The sequence below is a fragment of the Azonexus sp. R2A61 genome (assembly GCF_021401135.1).
Lineage (GTDB): Bacteria > Pseudomonadota > Gammaproteobacteria > Burkholderiales > Rhodocyclaceae > Azonexus.
This window is the reverse complement of sequence record NZ_JACBFO010000001.1, coordinates 782700-798713: the sequence shown is the minus strand read 5'-3', so window position 1 is coordinate 798713 and position 16014 is coordinate 782700. Positions and strand designations below refer to the sequence as shown.

The 16014-nt window shown below is 63.5% G+C and carries 14 protein-coding genes; 7 read left to right on the top strand and 7 right to left on the bottom strand.

Annotated features, from left to right (window positions below; all coding sequences use genetic code 11):
- Positions 1-228 precede the first annotated feature (228 nt).
- The 5 genes from L0962_RS03965 to L0962_RS03945 all read left to right on the top strand — a co-directional run bounded on the left by L0962_RS03965 (position 229) and on the right by L0962_RS03945 (position 7357).
- Positions 229-2472 carry a TonB-dependent receptor gene (locus L0962_RS03965; RefSeq protein ID WP_234084419.1) on the top strand — a complete coding sequence of 748 codons (2244 nt, stop codon included), beginning with the start codon at positions 229-231 and terminating at the stop codon, positions 2470-2472.
- Positions 2375-4168: a DUF1800 family protein gene (locus tag L0962_RS03960; protein ID WP_234085083.1), complete on the top strand. Its 1794-nt coding sequence runs from the start codon at positions 2375-2377 to the stop codon at positions 4166-4168. The genes L0962_RS03965 and L0962_RS03960 overlap by 98 nt, the downstream gene beginning before the upstream one ends.
- An 11-nt stretch (positions 4169-4179) precedes the next feature.
- Entirely contained in the window at positions 4180-5400 is a 1221-nt protein-coding gene (locus L0962_RS03955; protein ID WP_234084417.1) for a DUF1501 domain-containing protein, read from the top strand.
- A gap of 327 nt (positions 5401-5727) precedes the next feature.
- Positions 5728-6759, top strand: coding sequence for a hypothetical protein (locus L0962_RS03950; protein WP_234084414.1), 1032 nt, complete (start codon positions 5728-5730; stop codon positions 6757-6759).
- Positions 6734-7357, top strand: a complete 624-nt coding sequence (locus tag L0962_RS03945; RefSeq protein WP_234084412.1) for a hypothetical protein — start codon at positions 6734-6736, stop codon at positions 7355-7357. Before L0962_RS03950 ends, L0962_RS03945 begins: the two co-directional genes overlap by 26 nt.
- A gap of 287 nt (positions 7358-7644) precedes the next feature.
- On the opposite strand, the gene L0962_RS03940 is transcribed toward L0962_RS03945, so the two are convergent.
- Complete coding sequence (locus tag L0962_RS03940; RefSeq protein ID WP_234084411.1) at positions 7645-8847, bottom strand: ammonium transporter; 1203 nt, start codon at positions 8845-8847, stop codon at positions 7645-7647.
- Positions 8848-9018: 171 nt separating this feature from the next.
- Positions 9019-10239, bottom strand: a complete 1221-nt coding sequence (locus L0962_RS03935) for a murein transglycosylase A (RefSeq protein WP_234084409.1) — start codon at positions 10237-10239, stop codon at positions 9019-9021.
- A 45-nt stretch (positions 10240-10284) separates the two neighbouring features.
- On the opposite strand from L0962_RS03935, the gene L0962_RS03930 reads away from it, so the two are divergent.
- On the top strand, positions 10285-11187 hold the full coding sequence (locus L0962_RS03930; RefSeq protein ID WP_234084407.1) for an ATP-binding protein: 903 nt from the start codon (positions 10285-10287) through the stop codon (positions 11185-11187).
- The gene (locus L0962_RS03925; RefSeq protein WP_234084405.1) at positions 11184-12128 is read left to right on the top strand and encodes a Nudix family hydrolase; all 945 of its coding nucleotides are present in this window, start codon (positions 11184-11186) and stop codon (positions 12126-12128) included. Before L0962_RS03930 ends, L0962_RS03925 begins: the two co-directional genes overlap by 4 nt.
- A 76-nt stretch (positions 12129-12204) precedes the next feature.
- Here L0962_RS03925 and L0962_RS03920 read toward each other — a convergent pair whose 3' ends face one another.
- The 5 genes from L0962_RS03920 to L0962_RS03900 all read right to left on the bottom strand — a co-directional run bounded on the left by L0962_RS03920 (position 12205) and on the right by L0962_RS03900 (position 15912).
- Positions 12205-12405 (bottom strand): DNA gyrase inhibitor YacG, encoded by a 201-nt coding sequence (locus L0962_RS03920; RefSeq protein ID WP_234084404.1) that lies wholly within the window; start codon positions 12403-12405, stop codon positions 12205-12207.
- Positions 12402-13160, bottom strand: a complete 759-nt coding sequence (zapD, locus tag L0962_RS03915; protein WP_234084402.1) for a cell division protein ZapD — start codon at positions 13158-13160, stop codon at positions 12402-12404. The genes L0962_RS03920 and zapD overlap by 4 nt, the downstream gene beginning before the upstream one ends.
- 73 nt (positions 13161-13233) lie before the next feature.
- Complete coding sequence (gene coaE, locus L0962_RS03910) at positions 13234-13845, bottom strand: dephospho-CoA kinase (RefSeq protein WP_234084400.1); 612 nt, start codon at positions 13843-13845, stop codon at positions 13234-13236.
- Positions 13842-14543, bottom strand: coding sequence for a hypothetical protein (locus tag L0962_RS03905; protein ID WP_234084398.1), 702 nt, complete (start codon positions 14541-14543; stop codon positions 13842-13844). The genes coaE and L0962_RS03905 overlap by 4 nt, the downstream gene beginning before the upstream one ends.
- A 4-nt stretch (positions 14544-14547) precedes the next feature.
- Positions 14548-15912, bottom strand: a complete 1365-nt coding sequence (locus L0962_RS03900; protein ID WP_234084396.1) for a TrpB-like pyridoxal phosphate-dependent enzyme — start codon at positions 15910-15912, stop codon at positions 14548-14550.
- Between the last annotated feature and the right edge of the window lie 102 nt (positions 15913-16014).

Below are 16014 nucleotides of genomic sequence, written 5' to 3'. Positions count from 1 at the left end.
CCGTTGTCGTTGATGCCGCCGGTCGCCCCCCGTTCGCGGCCATGCCGGAGACGCCGCCGACAAGCATAGGAAAATGCGCTGTATAAACTCAACCGCATACGCGAATAGCGCTGACCGATGCCTGGAATCCAGAAAATCATGAGGCGATTCCGGCGGCTTTCATGAGGCGCCCGGAGGCAGCGAAATCTAAGCTGCACGGATCGATCCACTTTCCGCCTCCGCCCCGACATGAACGCAGCACAGCACCGACCCACCGCCCGCCCCGCCCTTTCCCCGATTGCCTGGCTGATCGCCGGGCTGTTCCCGGCCGGCGCCTGGGCCGCCGACGAGGCGGCGCTGACGCTGGCGCCGGTGGTCATGACGGCAACGCGCATCGAGCAGTCGAGCTTCGATGTCCCGGTCTCGATCGACGTCGTCAGCGGCGAGCAACTGCGCGAAGGGCAGTTTCAGGTCAACGCCTCGGAATCGCTGTCGCGGATTCCCGGCATCGTCGCGCCGAACCAGTACCGCCTGTCGTCCGACCAGCAGGTCTCGTCGCGCGGCTTCGGCGCCCGCTCGGCCTTCGGCATCCGCGGCATCCGCGTCTACGCCGACGGCATCCCGTTATCGATGCCGGACGGCCAAGGCCAGAGCGGCAGTTTCAGCCTCGGTTCGGCGGAGCGGCTGGAAGTCATGCGCGGGCCGTTCTCCACGCTGTACGGCAACTCGTCCGGCGGCGTGATCCAGCTGTTCACGCAGGACGGCCCGGCCCGGCCGACGGTCACGGCGAACTACTACGCCGGCAGCTTCAACACCTGGCGCAGCGGCCTGCAGCTTGGCGGCCAGCAAGGCAAATTCAATTACCTGGTCGATCTCACCCGCTACGAAACCGACGGTTACCGCGAGCACAGTGCAGCGCGGCGCGACCAGTTCAACGGCAAGTTCAGCTACCGGCCCGACGACGACACCAAGCTGACCCTGATCCTGAATGCGCTCGACCAGCCTTACAACGAAGATCCGCAAGGTCTGACCCGCGCCCAGATGGCCGCCGATCCCCGCCAGGCGGCCGCCAGCGCATCGACCTTCAACACCGGCGGCAGCAAGCGCCAGACCCACGCCGGCCTCAACCTGGAACACCGCGTCGACGGGCGCAACAGCTTCGCCATCGTCGCCCATGCCGGCCAGCGCGAAGTCTTCGGCCGGCTGGGCATCACCGGCGCCGGCCCGACCAGTTCCGGCGGGATCAGCGTCGTCGACCGCAACTTCAGCGGGGTCGACGCGCGCTGGACGCACAAATTGCCGACCGCCGCCGGCCTGCTGACCCTGACCGGCGGCATCGAATACCAATACATGAAGGACGTGCGCAAGGGCTACGTCAACAACAACGGCGAGCAGGGCGACCTGCGCCGCGACGAAGACAACATCGTGCGCAGCACCAGCCAGTACCTGCAGGCCGAATGGCTGGCCGGCGAGCACTGGGTGCTGACCGGCGGCCTGCGCCACAGCAGCCTGCATTTCGCCGCCAACGACCGCTACATCAACGGCGGCAACCCGGACGACAGCGGCAGCATCAACTACAGCAACACCAGCCCGGTATTCGGCGTGCTCTACCGGCTGACCCCGACGGTCAATCTCTACGCCAACTACGGCAAGGGCTTCGAAACGCCGACCTTCATCGAACTGGCCTATCGCCCGGTCGGTTCCGGCCTCAATTTCGCACTGCAGCCCAGCACCTCGCGCAATGCCGAAGCCGGCATCAAGGCGGTGATCGGCGACAGCAGCCGCCTGAACCTCGCCGTCTTCGACATCCGCACGGACGACGAAATCGTCACCGGCGTCAGCCTCGGCGGCCGCAACACCTACCGCAATGCCGGCCGGACGCGACGCCAGGGCGTCGAGCTGTCCTTCGACAGCCAGTTGCCCGGCAACCTGAACCTCTACCTGGCCTACGCGCTGCTCGATGCCCGTTTCGAGGACGCCTTCCTGTCCGGCAACGGTGCCGGCACCGTCAACCAGGGCAACCGGCTGCCCGGCGCCCCGCGCATCAGCGGCTACGGCGAACTCTCGTGGCAGGCACCGTCGATCGGCTTCACGACGGCGCTGGAAGCCCGCTACAGCGGCAAGGTCTACGTCAACGACCTGAACAGCGATGCGGCCGACAGCTACGCCGTCGTCAACTGGCGCGCCGGCTTCGAACAGAAAACCGGATCGTGGCGTTTCAAGGAATTCGTCCGGATCGAAAACCTGGCCGACAAGCGCTACGTCGGCGGGGTTTCGGTCAACGATGCCAACGAGCGCTATTTCGCCCCGCCCCCGGGCGCAACTACATGGCCGGCGTATCGGCCAGCTACGCCTTCTGATCATGAACCTCGCACAAAAATTCCGCCTCGGCGGACTGCTCGCCGCCCTCTTCGCGACCTCGGCCGTACTTGCGGTCGACCGCGGCCAGGGCGACTTTTCTCCGCTCCCGGCCAGCGAATGGAACCGCGATAAAGCGGCCCACCTGCTCGAACGTGCCGGCTTCGGCGGCACGCCGGAAGAGATCGACCGGCTGGCCGCACTCTCTCCCCGCCAGGCCGTGCGCCGGCTGGTCTATTTCGAAGGCGCGCCCAGGACGGCGCTGCCGCCCTTCGACGCTTCCGGGGTATTCATGCCCGGGCTCGAGGACTTTCCTCCCAGCCGCCCGGCCGCCACCGACCTGGCCAAGAAGACCGGCGCCGCCATGGGCGTCAAGGTCAAGCCGGAAGGCAATCGCCGGCTGCAACCGGTGACCAACCAGTTCTTCTACTGGCTGCGGGCCAGCCGCCTCGAAACGCACCGGCTGAACTACTGGTGGGCGCAACGCATGCTCGCTTCGCCGCGGCCGTTCGAGGAAAAGATGGCGCTGTTCTGGCACGGCCATTTCGCCACCACCGAAGAAAAGGTACGCGACTACCGCAAGATGCAGCGTCAGCTGCAGTTGTTCCAGCAGCAGGGACGCGGCAACTTCCGCCGGCTCCTCGTCAGCGTGGCGCAGGACCCGGCCATGCTCGCCTTCCTCGACGCCGGCGTGAACGTGAAGGGCGCGCCGAACGAGAACTTCGCCCGCGAGATCATGGAACTGTTCTCGATGGGCGTCGGCAACTACAGCGAGCAGGACATCCGGGAAGCGGCCCGGGCATTCACCGGCTGGCGCTACGACGACCTGAGCTTCCGCGTCGACCGCCAGTTGCACGACGACGGCGAAAAGACCGTGCTCGGCCGTCGCGGCCGCTTCGACGGCACCGACGTCATCGACCTCATCCTCGCCCAGCCGGTCACCGCCGAATACGTCGCCGCCAAGCTCTACGCCTTCTTCGTCCGGGCCGACCCCGAACCGGCATTGCGCAAGCAACTGGGCGACATGCTGCGCAGCGGCAACTACGAAATCGCGCCGTTCATGGAAAGCCTGCTGCTGTCGCGCGACTTCTATGCCGAACCGGCCGTCGCCACCCATATCAAGAGCCCGGTCGAACTGGTCGTTTCCACCTACCGCAAGCTCGGCCTGCACGAACTGCCCGGCGCGCCGGATTTCAACGAAACCACGGCGGCGCTCGGCCAGCGCCTGCTCTACCCGCCGACGGTCGCCGGCTGGGCCGGCGGGCGCAGCTGGATCACGCCGGGGCTGCTGCTGCAACGCGGCAACTTCGCCTTCGACCTGATGTTCCCCGACATCGGTTTCATCCCGCAGGACCGCTATCCGAGCCTGGCCACCGGCACCGAAATCCGCGCCGTGCATGAGCGCATCCGTGCCGGCCAGGACATCACCAGCGCCACCCGCCCGGTCGGCAAGGACGAAACGCCGGGCAACCTGGCCATGGCCAACCTCAACACCGACCGCGATGAAGACTTCAACACCCGCTATGCCAGTTATCGCGGCTGGCAGATGGCCATCGAGCGCGTCAAACCGATTCCGCGCACGCTGGCCCGCATCGACCTGACCGGCATGCTGCTCAAGGCCGGTTGCCGGACACCGCAGGATGCCGTGCTGCATCTCGAACGACGCTTCCTGTCGGTGCGCCTGGGCGACGCCGACCGCCAGGCGCTGGCCGGCTTTCTCGAACGGGAACTGGGCACGACCGACCTGCCGGCGGCGGCAAGCTATGCCGAAGAACCGCTGCGCCTGACGCTGCATCTGCTGCTGAGCCGCCCCGAATATCAACTCGGCTGACAAGGACACGCATGAACCCCTCCGCCACCCGCCGCCGACTGCTGCAAGGCACCCTTGCCGGCCTCGGCCTGAATACCCTGGCGCCCCTGGCCGCGCCCTCGCTGTTCGGCAGCATCGCCCACGCAGCCGCCCAGGCCGCCAGCACCGGACGCATCCTCGTCGTCCTCGAACTGTCCGGCGGCAACGACGGACTCAACACCGTCGTCCCCTACGGTGACGATGCCTACTACCGGCTGCGCCCCAACATCGGCATTCCTCGCCAGCGCCTGCGCCGGCTGGACGACCACTACGGTTTCAACCCCGGCATGGCCGGCATGGAACGGCTGTGGCACGACGGCCGGCTGGCCATCGTGCATGGCTGCGGTTATGCGGCGCCGTCCTTCTCGCACTTCACGTCGATGGCCTGGTGGCACACCGCCGCCCCCAACAGCGGCGCCGAATACGGCTGGTTCGGCCGCACCGCCGACGCGCTGTCGCCGCAGCCGACGCCCAACCTGCTGATCAACATCGACGAAGCGCAATCGCTCGCGGTGCGCAGCCGGCTGCACACGCCGGTGGTTTTCGACGACCCCGAGAAATTCATGCGCGACGGCTACCAGCAGGAACACGCGCTGCTCGACCACGTCCCCGAATACGCCGGGCGCAACGCCTCGCGCGCCTACCTGAACGACATCGCCCGCAGCGCCCGCGACTCCTCCGCCATCGTCCGCGAAGCCTGGCGGAAATACACGACGCCGGTGGACTACGGCATCTTCCCGCTCGGCCTGAACAAGATCGCCGCCTGCATCGCTGCCGGCCTGCCGACGCAGCTCTACTACACCGCCTACCCGCACAACGCCTTCGACACGCACGTGCAGCAGAGCGACCTGCACCAGCGCCTGCTGACCTACACCGCCGACGCCGTGCTCGGCTTCATGCGCGACCTCGAACGGATCGGCCAGGCCGACCGCGTCTGCCTGCTGGCCTTCTCCGAATTCGGCCGGCGGGCCCGGGAAAACACCAGCCTGGGCACCGACCACGGCACCGCCAACCCGATGTACCTCATCGGCAAAGGCATCCGCGGCGGCCACTACGGACAACCCCCGTCGCTGACCGCACTCGATGCCACCGACAACCTGCAATACACCACCGACTTCCGCCGCGTTTACGCAACAGCCATCGAAGGCTGGCTCAAACTGGACAGCCGCGACATCCTGAAAGGGGATTACGAGAGCTTGCCGGTGTTTGGCTGAACATCGCTTGGCGGAATAGCGAAAGATAAGGCCCGGCATCTGCCGGGCCTTGTTTGCATTCTGAGTGACTGGTCATCGGCCTTTGCGGTCCTTCGACAGCAATCACTTTAGCGTCCGGTATTTGAGTCCAACCCGCTCTTCAGCAGATCCCGCCGCTCGACTATCCCTGCACATGCGGCGCCACGGATTCATTCGAAACTAACTACAAATTAAATACGCACCGATCAAATTACAAAACTATCGGATAGTCGAACGAAAAAATTGCAAAACTACGACGATGTCGTTTATTCTTTAAGCATTGTCGACCTAGCAAATTAGAGAACCTCTATGTCCTTCAAACCATCGATGCTTATTGCAAATTTCACTTGTCGTTTCGGCGACAAGAAAGTGCTGCTCGACATGTTTGATGAAATCGTCCGCCCCGCCTTCTTTGACAGCCCGCCTCGAAAATATGGAAAAAACGAGTTTTTCATTTTTGACCTCGCTCTTATAGATGTCGCTGATAAAGGGGGCGCGCCAGAGCCGGTTCTAGCGGGAAAATTCGTAAGGGATCTGGCATTAACGCGAAGTCACGTACTTCGAGATACAGAGCTTGTTCCAAGCCCCGGAGAAATGGAGTCAGCAACTAGTGCTCGATTTGTATTGGTGCTTTCTTCACACACCTTGTTATACGTTCCAGAAACGCCCCACGCGCCCCCGCTGGGAATGTTTCGCTCGACAATGCACTACCATCTAATTCAAGCTTGGGCGAAATATATGAAGGGAGAGGTCAAACGCCGGCGCAAGGAACGTAAAGGACTTAAGGCTGGAGACATTTTGACGGAATTGCTCAAAGAGTTGCCTCGTCCTGAACTAAATATTGTTGAACTTCCAAGCACCATTTCAATTTCTGATTTTCTCAATAGGTTCAAGAAAATCAATCGAGTGGAGTTTAAAATTAATGACACCAACCACTCCACCTCATTCAAACCGTTGATTGAGCAACTGAGAGCAGAAAAACAAGCAACCGGATCTAAGGGTATAACAATAGTAGAAACCAGCCCAACAAATACGTCAGAGCTGGGAAAACAACTTGAAGAGGTAACAAAGGATGGCAACATTGAGGCTAAAGTAAATGGAAAGGGTCATTCCGGAGAAACCATCAAAGGAACGAATGAAAATTTTCGGTTATCAATACCGCTCGACGGAATTCCAAAAAAAATGAAAGATTTTGTTCAATCGGTCTTTTCAATTTTTTCACAGCTCAAAGCCGAAAAGGAAATAGTGGTTCACCGAGCTGCCGGACAGGCCTCTAATAAGCTGGAAAATATTTCTAAATCAGCATCAAAGAGCGATGCCGAACAATCAGAAGATTGCTGATGAGCTCCTGGCTGATTCCAGCCTGTGGGATGTTTACCGACTAACTTGGAAGCTTGCATTTCCTTGGGGGTCTGTTATTCCCTCTGTATTGTTAACTTTTGTAGTTCTATGGATTTATTTAACCACTTCTATCGAAACTAGCGTTGTTGTCAGTCATTCTAGGCAAGTAATTGACCTAGGAATATCATTCGTAACAACAATCCTAGGCTTCTTAATCGCTGGGTTCACTGTGTTCGCCACAATTACAAACCCCCGACTGTTCGTGAAGATGGCTGAAATAAACAGCAACAACAGCGGAATTTCATGGCTGAAGGCGACATTTGCGATATTTATGCACACGTTCGCCCATTACACATGGTTCTTGATTGCTGCCTTGATGGTAAAGATTTTTGCACTCCCAAGCGGGATGCTTGGGAATGCAATCCTCATGGCAGCTGGTGATCTCCCGGACATCAAACGAATACTGGCAACCATCGGGCTCTCCATATTTTCTGGCTGGATTGTCTATCTTGCGCTACTCCTGCAAGGTTTCATATTTAACATCTATCACACCTGTATGCTGTCCATTTCCGTTTCAGGAGAAAATCTCGTGGACTGAATTTGCCTCAACGAATAGTCAAGGCAAGTAGGAGACGTTAATTTCTAATCAATAGTTGATGAATCGTTTTGGATTTGGTCAAGCTACAGATTATGTCTAACGCTCTAGGCAGACCGATGGCATCTCGCACCCGACAGGATAGCGGGTCACAGCGGTCGTAATGGGCCGTAGCGCATCAACGACCGGATTGGCCGAGTTCCTGACTTCAAAAAGAAAGGCCCGGCAAACACCGGGCCTTTCTCACATCATTCATCCAACCGACTTAATTGTTGTCGATCAACCGCCAATCACCAGTTCGGTTCGCGCTCCGGCGTCGCCGTGATGCGGTGGATGCTCAGATCGGCGCCTTCGTATTCCTGTTCCTGATCCAGGCGCAGGCCGAAAATTGCCTTCAGGCCGCCGTAGACCGCAAAGCCGCCGATCAGCGCAATGGCGATGGCGAGCAGCGTCATGATCAGTTGCGACATGAAGGAGACACCGCCGGCGCCACCCAGCGCATGCTGGCCGAAGATGCCGGCGGCGATGCCGCCCCAGGCGCCGCACAGGCCGTGCAGCGGCCAGACGCCGAGGACATCGTCAATCTTCCAGCGGTTCTGGGTCAGCGTGAACATATGCACGAACAGGCCGCCGGCCACGGCGCCGATGGCCAGCGCGCCGATCGGATGCACCAGATCGGAGCCCGCGCAGATGGCCACCAGGCCGGCGAGCGGGCCGTTATGCACGAAACCGGGGTCGTTCTTGCCGATCACCAGCGCGGCCAAGGTGCCGCCGACCATCGCCATCAGAGAATTGACGGCGACCAGGCCGGAAATCTTGTCCAGCGTCTGCGCACTCATCACGTTGAAGCCGAACCAGCCCACCGCGAGAATCCAGGCGCCGAGCGCCAGGAAGGGGATCGACGACGGCGGATGGGCCGACATCCGACCGTCCTTGGTATAGCGGCCGTAACGCGCGCCGAGCAGCAGCACGGCGGGTAGCGCGATCCAGCCACCCATCGCATGCACCACGATGGAACCGGCGAAATCGTGGAATTCGGCGCCGAAGGTGGCCAGCAGCCAGGCCTGGATGCCGAAGGCCTGATTCCAGGCGATACCTTCGAAGAAGGGATAGACGAAGCCGACCAGCAGGAAGGTGGCGGCCAGTTGCGGCTGGAACTTGGCACGCTCGGCGATGCCGCCGGAGATGATCGCCGGAATGGCCGCGGCAAAGGTCAGCAGGAAGAAAAACTTGGTCAATTGGAAACCGTGCACTTGGGCCAGCGTGTCGACGCCGTCGAAGAAATGCACGCCGTAGGCGATGCCGTAACCGATGAAGAAGTAGGCCACGGTCGACACGCTGAAGTCGGTCAAAATCTTAACCAGCGCGTTGACCTGGTTCTTTTTGCGCACGGTGCCGACTTCGAGAAAGGCGAAGCCGGCATGCATGGCGAGCACCATGATGGCACCCAGCAGGATGAACAGCACATTGCCGCCAGATTGATAGCTATCCATGGGATATCCCCGAGTTGAAATCGGGAGCACGAAAAGCAAGCACCATTCCAGTGCGTCAATGATGTTTTAAATCAGTGCATTAGATCTTCGCTCACTCGCCGGGATTCGGCGCTATTCGCACCTTGTTTGTGCATCAAACAAGGATGCGCATTGTTTTTGTGCATCCGTTTGCTATTTCGGTGCGTAGCCGCGCGGCAGCAGTACCCACATCCGGCCGGACTGTTTCATGCGGCCGGCCAGCGCCCCCGCCTCCTTGCCGAAGCCCCAGAAGAAATCGGCGCGCACCGCTCCACGGATCGCACCGCCGACGTCCTGGGCCATCACCAGGCGCTGCAGCGGCTGCGGGGAATTGGGCCGGGTGGTGGCCAGGAAGACCGGCGCACCCAGCGGTACCGAGCGGGTATCCACGGCGATGCTGCGTTCGGCGGTCAGCGGCACGCCGAGCGCCCCCTGCGGGCCATCGTCGTTGGCCGGGGTTTCGCGGAAGAAGACGTAGCTCGGGTTGCTGTTGAGCAGTTCGTCCAGGCGCGCCGGATTGGCGCGCGCCCAGGCCTGAATGCCCTGCATCGAGGCTTCTTCGAGCTTGAGGTCGCCGCGGTCGACCAACACGCGGCCGATCGAGCGGTAGGGATGACCGTTCTGGTCGGCATAGTTGACGCGCATCAGGCTGCCGTCGGGCAGGCGGATGCGGCCGGAGCCCTGCACCTGCAGGAAGAACAGTTCGATGGCGTCGTCCACGTAGGCCAGGGTGCGCGCCGGCAGCTTGTCGCCGCGTGCCAGCAGTTCGCCGCGCGACCAGTAGGGAACGACCTTGTTGCCTTCGACCCGGCCGCGCACGCGCTTGCCTTTCAGCTCGGGGAAAAGATCGCCGAGGTCGACGGTCAGCAGATCGCCGGGCACGCCGAGCACCGGCTGGGCAAACTGCCGGCTGCGCGTGCGGCTGCCCTGCAGCAGCGGCTCGTAATAACCGGTGACCATGCCGTCGACCGCACCGTCGCCGCTGGCGATGCGATGCGGTACCAAGTGACTTTCGAAGAACCGGCGCACGGCGTCGGCCGACTTGCCGTCGACCTGGGCGGCGGCGGCACAGACCGGCCGCCAGGCTTCGGCACCGGCACGGTTGCGCAGGCCGCGGCAGCTCTGCATGAAGGCCGGCCAGGCGGCGGCATGATCGTCGTCGCGCCAGCCTGGCAGTTCGGCCCAGTCCACTTCGGTCAGCGTGCGCGAGAATTCCGGCGGCTTGGGCTTGTCGGGCGACGGGCAGACCGGACAGGCGGCGCAGGGCGGGCAGCTCGGCGCCGGCTCGGCGGTTTTTTCCCGGGTCGGCGACAGGCTGCCGCAGGCACTCAGCAACAGGGCGGACAACAGGGCGACGGCGTGGCGTTTTGACATGGCTTTGGTTAGAGTGATCGACTTTTCGTCAGTATACCCGCCGCGATGAACGCTCCCGCCCTGAACCCCGCCCAGCTCGCCCGTCTGCTCGAACGCGCCGAAAGTCTGCTCGGCCGCCTGGAGACTTTCCTGCCGCCGCCGGCACCGGCCGTCGACTGGTCGGCACCGGCTTACCGCTGGCGCAAATCGCAGGGCCGCGGCTGGCTGCAGCCGGTCGCCAAGCCGCACCCGATCGGGCTCGACGACATCGAGACGGTAGACGACCAGAAGGCGCGCATCGTCGCCAACACGCGTCAATTCGTCGGCGGTCGCGGCGCCAACAACGTACTGCTGACCGGCGCCCGCGGCTGCGGCAAGTCGTCGCTGGTGAAGGCCGTGCTGAATGAATTCTCGGACCAGGGCCTGCGCCTGATCGAGGTGGACAAGAACGATCTGGTCGACTTGCCGGACATTACCGACCTGCTCGACGGTCGACCGGAAAAATTCATCATTTTCTGCGACGACATTTCCTTCGAAGCCGGCGAAACGGCGTACAAGGCGCTGAAATCGGTGCTCGACGGTTCGGTCTCGGCGCCGCCCGACAACGTGCTGATCTACGCCACGTCGAACCGCCGCCACCTGATGCCGGAATACCACGCCGAAAACCTCGAAACGCAGCGCGTCGACGACGAAATCCACCCCGGCGAAGCGGTAGAGGAAAAGATTTCGCTGTCCGAACGTTTCGGCCTGTGGATTTCCTTCTATCCCTTCTCGCAGGACGACTATCTGGCGGTCTACGCCCACTGGGCCCGCAGTTTCGGCGTCAGCGACAAGCAGATCGCCGCCAACGAGCGCGAAGCACTGAACTGGGCGCTCGGCCGCGGTTCGCGCTCGGGCCGCGTCGCCTGGCAGTTCGCCCGCGACCTGGCCGGCCGCCAGAAGAAAACCGCCCGGCGGAACCGGCCATGAGCGATGCCGTGCAGGTAGCCGCGGCGGTCATGCTGCGCGACGACGGCCGCCGTTTCCTGCTCGCCCAGCGGCCGGTCGGCAAGGTTTACGCGGGCTACTGGGAGTTTCCCGGCGGCAAGCTGGAAGCCGGCGAAAGCGTGCGCCAGGCGCTGATTCGCGAACTGCAGGAAGAAATGGGGATCACCGTCACCGACTGCGCCCCCTGGCTGCACAAGCGCTTCACCTACCCGCACGCGACGGTGCACCTGAATTTCTGGCGGGTCACCGCGTGGACCGGAGAAATCGGCGTCACCGGCCCGCTCGAACATAGTGCGGTCGACTGGTTCGAATGCGGCAAAAGCATCCACGTCGCGCCGATCCTGCCGGCCAACGACCCGATCCTGAAAGGCCTGTCGCTGCCGACCACGATGGCCATTACCAATGCCGAAAGCGAAGGCATCGAGCGCCAGCTCGAACGACTGGAAGCGGCGCTGGACAAGGGCCTGCGGCTGATCCAGCTGCGCGACAAAGCGCTGCCGCCGGCACAGCGCCAACACTTCGGCGAAGCCGTCTGCCGGCTGGCGCACGCGCACGGTGCGCTGGTCGTGGTCAATGGCGACGCGACGCTGGCCCGCCGCATCGCGGCCGACGGCCTCCACCTGAGCGCCGACCAGCTGGCCGCCTGCACGGCCCGCCCGGATTTTGCCTGGGTCGGCGCCTCCTGCCACGACGCGGCAGAAATTCGCCGCGCCGGCGAACTGGACCTGGATTACGCGCTGCTCGGCCCGGTACTGCCGACGCCGAGCCATCCGGAAGCGCCCGGCATCGGCTGGCAGGGATTTGCCGAACGGGCGGCCGACAACCGCATTCCGGTCTTTGCGCTGGGCGGCCTGCGCCCGGCACAGCACGACGAAGCGCAGGCGCACGGCGCGCACGGCGTAGCATTGATGCGCGGCTGGTAAAGCGGAGAAAAAGCGGGAATTCCTGCGGTCGACCGCAGAAATCGGCAAAAAACCGGTCGCCCGGCAAACGCTGCGGTCAACTGCGCGTTTCGGGGAAATCCGTACCCGGCATCTCGTCGTCGGTCGACTTGCCGGCGATGCGATAACTCTCGTTGGCCCAGGCGCCCAGGTCGATCTGCTTGCAGCGCTCGGAACAGAACGGACGCCAGGGATTCTCGGGCGCCCACAGGGCGTCCTGGCCGCATTGCGGGCAGCGGACTTTACGCGGTTTGGTCACAGGTTGCAGAAGGTCAGATCGAAATCGACATCGCGCTCGCAGCCGCGGGCCTTGATCTCGCCGGCCGGCGGCTTGGTGAAGCGGATGTTCAGGAAATACTTGTTGGCGCTGACTTCAGGAATCGCCGCCTCGTCGACACCGACCACGACGCGCACCATTTGCGCCGAGGTGCCGCCCAGATTCAGCTGGAACTGGCCGTGCGCGGCGGTGTAGCGCTTGGGCCGGCCGCTCGAACGGAGCAGGCGCAACACGATGTCGGAGGCGTCGCGCAACGCGAACATCGGCTTGCACCAGCCCTCCAGCGCCTCGCGCCGGACCTCGGGCGAGCGGTGCAGCCACCAGTGATAGGACGGCAGGTCGAACTCGCAGACCCCGCCGGGAATCGCAGCGCGGCTCTTGATGCCCATCAGCCAGTCGTTGTCGCGCAGGTACTGGCCGATCTTGCCGGTCATCGCCAGCAGCGCGGCCGACGACTGCTCGATCTCGTAGAGCGCGCCGGACAGCGCTTCTTCGGAAATGTCGGGGTTGTTGCGGAAGGCGAGCAAGGTCTGGCGCTGACGCTCCAGTTCCTGGATCAGATCCATTTTCAGATCGGCGCGACCGGCGACTTCGAGAATCTCGAACAGCGTGACCAGCGCCGCATGGTGTTCCTGACGGCCGTCCGCCCGCACGAAGTACGCGGTTTTCTCGAAGAGGTCTTCGAGCCGCAACAGTGTGCGGATGCGCTCGTTGAACGGATATTCGTAGGTGATCACGCGGCCGGCTTCCGTAAATCGGAAAAATTGCCTGAATTCTGAGCTATTTGCATGCAAATCTCAACAGCTTGCTTTAAGTTTTTTCTGCGGCCAATTCGAGATATTTTAGATGCAGCGCCGCGACCTGACGGTAAAGATTCGTTCGCTCGCCGTCGTTGCGCACGATGTCGTCGGCCACCGCCAGCCGCTGCTCGCGGCTGGCCTGGGCGGCCATGATCGCCCGGACCTCGTCGGCCGACAGCCCGCTGCGCCGGCCGACCCGCTCGATCTGCACCGCTTCCGGGCAGTCGACGACCAGTACGCGGTCGCAGCGCGTCTGCCACTGGCCGCTTTCGACCAGCAGCGGCACGGCAAGGATCGCGTAGGCTGCCGACGCCGCCTGGACGCGTTCGGCCGACAGGGCGCGGATGCGCGGATGCAGGATGGCTTCCAGCCGGCCTCGCGCCGCCGGATCGGCAAATACCCGCCGACGCATCGCCGCCCGGTCGAGCGCACCGTCGGCATCGACGATGTCGTCGCCGAAAGCGGCAATCAGTTCGGGCATGGCCGCGCCTTGCGGCGCGGTCAGTTCGTGGGCGATCGCGTCGGTATCGACCAGCGCCGCCCCCTGTGCGACGAAAGCGTCGGCCACCGTCGACTTGCCGCTGCCGATGCCGCCGGTCAGGCCAACGACGTAACGGCTCATGGACAGTCGCGGGGACTGCGTTTGGGCAGTGCGGCAGCCAGTTCCGTCTGCAGGGCATCGGCCTGCGCCGCCGGCCCGCTGAGCTCGAAACGCACGCCGCCGTCCTTGTCCGGCCGCAGCCCCAGACGGGCCGAGCGCACGCCCTTGCCCTTCAGTTCGTTCAACCGTTCCCGGCCGCCCTTTTCGGTGGTGAACACGCCGAGCGAAATGGCGTTGCGGCTCAGGCCGTCCTGCACGATGAAGTAATCGCCGATGCCGAGCGCCTTCAGCTCGGCGCCCTTCTTGTCGGCCGCCGCCTTGTCGGCCAGCGGCGGGATGTGCACCCACCAGCCGTCGCCCCCACCCTGGCGGGACAGGCGAAAATCGGCGAAGCGCTCGCCGACCAAGGCGCTGAATTTCTCCGCCTCGCCCAGCGTCAGCGGCCCCCAAGCCTGACAAAGCGTTTCCGCACGGGCTTCGGCGGCCGTCCCGGCCGGCGCCTCGACCGGGGTTTCCCCGACGGCCTGGGCCGGTTCGGCCACCGCCTGCGGCTCGGCGGCCGGCGGCGCCTCGCCGCGCGCGACGATACGCATCGCGTCCGGCGCCACCTGCTGCGCGACGCGCATTGCATCCGGATTGTCCGACTGACCGAAATAACCTTCGGTGAAAGCGTAGAACAGCAGGTTGGCCAGCACCAGCAGGAAGACGATCGCTTTCACGGAATCAGCCGACCTTGGGCAGGTGCTTCAGCGACTCGACGATGGCTTCGGCCGGATAGTCGTAGTCTTCCAGCTTGCCGGTGAAGTACTTGTCGTAGGACGCCATGTCGAAGTGGCCGTGGCCGGTCAGGCAGAAGAGCAGCGTCTTGGCTTCGCCGGTCGCCTTGCAGCGCAGCGCCTCGTCGATGGTCGCGCGGATCGCGTGGCAGGATTCCGGCGCCGGGATGATGCCTTCGGCGCGGGCGAACTGGACGCCGGCCTCGAAGGTACCGACCTGCGGCACAGCCACCGCTTCCAGCAGCTTTTCGTGGAAGAGCTGCGAGAGCAGCGGCGAGGCACCGTGGTAGCGCAGGCCGCCGGCGTGGATGCCGGGCGGCATGAAGTCGTGGCCGAGCGTGTACATCTTCATGATCGGCGTGTAGCCGGAAGCGTCGCCGTAGTCGTAGGTGTAGGCGCCCTTGGTCAGCGTCGGGCAGGAGGTCGGCTCGACGGCGACGCAGCGCAGGTTCCTGGCGCGCGGATCGCCGGCTGCCTTGTCGGCGAGGAACGGGAAGGCAATGCCGCCGAAGCTGGAACCGCCGCCGCAGGGCCCGAAGATCACGTCCGGATAGCCGCCGATCTTGTCGAACTGCTTCTTCGCTTCCAGGCCGATCACCGTCTGGTGCAGCAGCACATGGTTGAGCACCGAGCCGAGCGTGTAGCAGGTATTGGGATCGGCGGCGGCTTCCTCGACGGCTTCCGAGATCGCCAGGCCGAGCGAGCCCTGGCAGTCGGGATCGGCGGCCAGCGCGGCGCGCCCGGCGTTGGTCAGATTGGTCGGCGAGGCGAAGACTTCGGCGCCCCAGGTCTGCATCATCGAGCGGCGGAAGGGCTTCTGCTGGTAGCTGACGTTGACCATGAAGACGCGCACCGGCAGGCCGAACATCTGGCCGGCATAGGCGATCGACGAACCCCACTGGCCGGCGCCGGTCTCGGTGGTCAGCTTCTGGGTGCCGGCCAGCTTGTTGTAGTAGGCCTGCGGCACGGCCGAATTCGGCTTGTGCGAACCGGCCGGCGAGACGCCTTCGTACTTGAAGAATATCTTCGCCGGCGTGCCCAGCATCTGCTCCAGGCGCAAGGCGCGAACCAGCGGCGCCGGGCGCCATTGCGCGTAGATCTGGCGCACTTCCTCGGGAATCGGAATCCAGCGCTCGGCGGTCATTTCCTGCTCGAGGATGGGATCCGGGAAGATCGCCCCCATCGCTTCCGGCGGCACCGGCTTGCCGTCCGGCCCGAGCGGCGGTGCCGGCGGGTTGGGCATGTCGGCGACGACGTTGTACCAGTGGGTGGGGATTTCGTCCTGTTCAAGGTTGATGCGCAACGGTGTCATGCTTTTTTCTCTCTCCCTGCGGTCGACGCCGCAAATGCGCTAAATTACTCCAAAAGCCTGTGCCGACCAAGGGAGGAGCGGGTAAAGTAGCGTCTGTTAACC